This is a genomic window from Fluviicola sp., from assembly GCF_030151805.1.
Lineage (GTDB): Bacteria > Bacteroidota > Bacteroidia > Flavobacteriales_D > Crocinitomicaceae > Fluviicola.
Genome location: NZ_JASLCN010000405.1, coordinates 1 through 3905 on the forward strand (window position 1 = coordinate 1; position 3905 = coordinate 3905).

The 3905-nt window shown below is 42.4% G+C and carries 2 protein-coding genes; both read left to right on the forward strand.

From position 1 onward, the window contains the following. On the forward strand, positions 1-1478 hold a 1478-nt coding region (locus Q1V93_RS15335), incomplete at its 5' end, for a M43 family zinc metalloprotease (RefSeq protein WP_300665864.1). A gap of 209 nt (positions 1479-1687) precedes the next feature. Beyond that, positions 1688-3901 carry a M43 family zinc metalloprotease gene (locus Q1V93_RS15340; RefSeq protein WP_300665865.1) on the forward strand — a complete coding sequence of 738 codons (2214 nt, stop codon included), beginning with the start codon at positions 1688-1690 and terminating at the stop codon, positions 3899-3901. The last annotated feature ends 4 nt before the right edge of the window (positions 3902-3905 follow it).

Sequence of the window (3905 nt, forward strand, 5' to 3'; positions counted from 1 at the left end):
GCACGTATGTCGGAGACATCGGTACTTCCAGCCTGAACTCAAGCCGTACATTGACTCATGAAGTAGGACACTGGTTAAACCTGTCTCACGTTTGGGGCGGAACAAACGACCCGGGAGTTAGCTGTGGAAGTGACGGTGTGAATGACACTCCCGCTACCAAAGGATCTACTTCCTGCGCTTTAACTGCAAACACGTGCAGTACAGACAACGCTTATTGGGGATTTGATCAGATTGACAACGTTGAAAACTACATGGATTATTCCTATTGTTCCAAAATGTTCACGATCGGACAAGTGGATCGTATGAGAACTGCGATTACTCAATCTTCTACAGGAAGAGCCAATGTAATTTCTACTGCCAATCTGACTGCGGTAGGAGCGAATACAGCACCAACCTTATGTACGGCAAAATTCAGTGCTCCAAAACGAGTGGTTTGCCAGGGAGAAAGCATTCAATTTACGGATGAATCATTTAACATTGCAACCGGATGGAACTGGACTTTCACGGGAGGTACTCCGGCAAGTTCATCTTCTCAAAATCCAACGATCACTTATAATACTCCGGGAACATACCCAGTGAAACTGGTTGCTACAGACGGAAGCAACAACAGCACTTCTGATATTGCAGGTTACATCACTGTTCTTGCTTCTCCTACCGGACTTCCTTTTTACGAAGGATTTGAAAGCCTGACAAACCTGACAAGCCCTGATTGGTTTATTGACAATCCGGGTGGAAATGCGTGGACTGTTACAACAACTGCAGGTCATACAGGAACGCATTCTGCGAAATTGGCAAACTTCGGAGAAGCTAGCGGACAGGTCGACGAGTTCATGTCAAGAGCGATTGATTTATCTTCTATCACCTCAGCATCGAATGTGACATTCTCTTTCAGATATGCTTACCGAAAAGTAGCTTCTGCAAACAATGACTTATTAAAAGTACTTCTTACTGCTAACTGCGGATCGTCATGGGACATCAGAAGAACACTTACGGCTACGACGATGTCCGGAAGTAACCTGGTAACTTCAGCATGGACTCCTGCTCAGGCTGATTGGATCACTGTTCACATGACCAATGTTACAAGTACATACTGGAACCCGGATTTCAGATTTAAATTCCAGTTCACTTCAGGAGGAGGAAACAATGTGTATGTGGATGACATCAATATTTATGCAGGTCCGCCGTCTGATAACATCGTTTTGGGATTATCCGATTTTGGAACAATTGAGAGCATTCAGTTATTCCCGAATCCGGCAGATAATGAAATTCAAATCAGCTTCTCTTCTAAAACAGGGAACAACGAATTGGTATTTGTTTTAACTGATTTAACAGGAAAAGTAATCCGATCAATTCCTGTTAACGCTCAGGAAGGAGCAAACTTAGTATTCATTGAAACTGCTGATTTGTCGGCAGGAACTTATTTGATTCAGCTTGCGGATTCATCTTCAGGCAAAACTTTTAAGTTTGTTAAAAAATAAATTCTTTACAATCAGCTTAGTATCTTTGCTAAGCTGATTGTTTTTTAATCCGGTTTAAGATTCTTTTAATCAACAATTCGGACACTTAAAACAATAGCTCACCCCCATTATTCAAAAAGTCAGTAATTTTCGAAAGTTGAACTGTAAGGTTTTTACAACTTTTCTCTCTTCTCTAAATCAATATTGTAAAGACTAGCTTGAATAATAAAATGAAGAAAAAAATTTACTCTCTCCTAGGAATCTCTCTTCTTACTTCCTGGAGCTTTGCTCAACAGCAAGAACGCATCTTAGATAAATCCAACATGCGCGAAGGTGAACACGTAGAATACTGTGCTTCCCACAAAAAATTAGCTGAACTGAAAAAAGATCCGAAAATGGCGGCCATGATCGCGGCGGCTCAACAGGAAACTGAAAATCAGGCCAACCAGACTAAGTCAAAAGGTGATAACAGCACTACAAAGGCAACTGTCTATAAAATTCCTGTCGTATTTCACGTTTTGCACAACAATGGTTCTGAGAACATTTCAAAAGAACAAATCCTGGATGCGATGGCAATTTTGAATCGCGATTACCGCAGGTTGAATGCTGATGCTGATAATGTTCAGACTCCTTTCCAGGGAATGCCTAAAGACGTTGAAATCGAATTCGAATTGGCAAAAAAAGCTCCAAACGGTGCATGTTTTGCCGGAATTACACGGACTGTTACTGCTTTAACCGATGACGGCGGAAGCGGACAGGCTCAGGTAAATGCAGTGATTGCCGGAAATGATATTTACCAGGGAATCTGGCCTCATACGCAATACCTGAATATTTATGTAGCTTCTGATATTGGTGGAGCTGCGGGTTATACATTTAATCCGATGGGTGGCGCAACGGCAAGTGCTCAGGCAATGTTCTACAACGGAATTTTCATCCTGGACAATTACACCGGATCAATCGGAACTTCAAATTTAAACTCAAGCAGGGCTTTGACACATGAGGTTGGTCACTGGTTGAATCTTTCTCACACATGGGGAGACGATAACAACCCCGGGAATACTTCCAGCTGTGATCAGGATGACCACGTACAGGATACTCCAATGTGTATCGGGGTAACTTCCTGTAATCTTGCTGCCAATTCATGCGACGATACAAACGATCCGAACAACTTCAGCTCATGGACTACAAACGTGATTGATAACGTAGAGAACTACATGGATTATTCCTACTGTTCCAAAATGTTTACCCAGGGACAAGTAACACGTATGCGTGCTGCTTTGGTAAGTACAACCGCAGGTCGTAATCAAATCATTTCAGCTGCAACGCAACTGGCAACAGGAATCAATACCGCACCGACTTTATGTACTGCAAAATTCAGCGCTCCGCGAAAAGTGATCTGTGCCGGTGATGCAATCAAGTTCACAGATGAATCTTACAATACTGCAAACGGTTGGAACTGGACTTTTGCCGGAGGTTCTCCTGCAAACTCTTCCGTTCAAAACCCGACAATTACCTATAACACTCCCGGAACATACGCTGTAAAACTGGTTGCTACAGACGGAAGTTCAAACAGTACTTCTGACGTTGCAGGATACATTACGGTTCTTCCTTCAGGAGGAGGACTTCCATTCTATGAAAGTTTCGAAAACACCACCACTCTAAACAGCCCGAAATGGTTTGTTGAAAATGGAGGTGGAAATCTTTGGGAAGTAACAACGAGTGCCGGAAAAACAGGAACTCATTCTGCAAAACTTTCCAATTTCAATGAAGCAGTCGGACAGGTTGACGAGCTGGTTTCAGGACCAGTTGATTTGTCTTCTGTTACTGCAGCAAACGGAGTGACCCTTTCTTTTAAATGTGCTTACAGAAAAAGAACTTCTTCAAACAACGATATTTTGAGAGTGCTTCTGTCAAAAGATTGCGGAGAAACATGGGAAGTACGTAAAACTGTTACCTCAAGTACGATGTCAGGAACAGCTACTGCAACTTCAGCGTGGACGCCAACTTCCAATGATTGGGTAACTGTTCACGTAACAAATGTGATCAATACTTTCTGGACTGACAATTTCCGATACAAATTCCAGTTTACTTCCGGTGGAGGAAACAACGTTTATATCGACGACATCAATATTTATTCCGGTGGACCGTCTGAAGAACCTGTAACTGCAGGATTGGAAGATTTAGGATCTCTGGCAGATATCAGCTTATTCCCGAATCCGGCGGACAATGAAATACAAATTGCTTTCAGCTCTAAAGTTGCAAGCAATGAAGTGAAATTCTATGTAACTGATTTGACAGGAAAACGATTGGAGCAGCACACAGTTCTTGCAAACGAAGGAAACAACCTGGTATACATTGCAACTGCGAATCTTTCTGCAGGTACTTACCTGATCCAAATGCTTGACGGAAGCGGCCAAAGAACATTGACTTTTGTTAAGAAGTAAATAA

Coding starts and splice junctions, on each gene's coding strand:
- Q1V93_RS15340 (WP_300665865.1), top strand. CDS start 1,688: ATGAAGAAAAAAATTTACTCTCTCCTAGGAATCTCTCTTCTTACTTCC.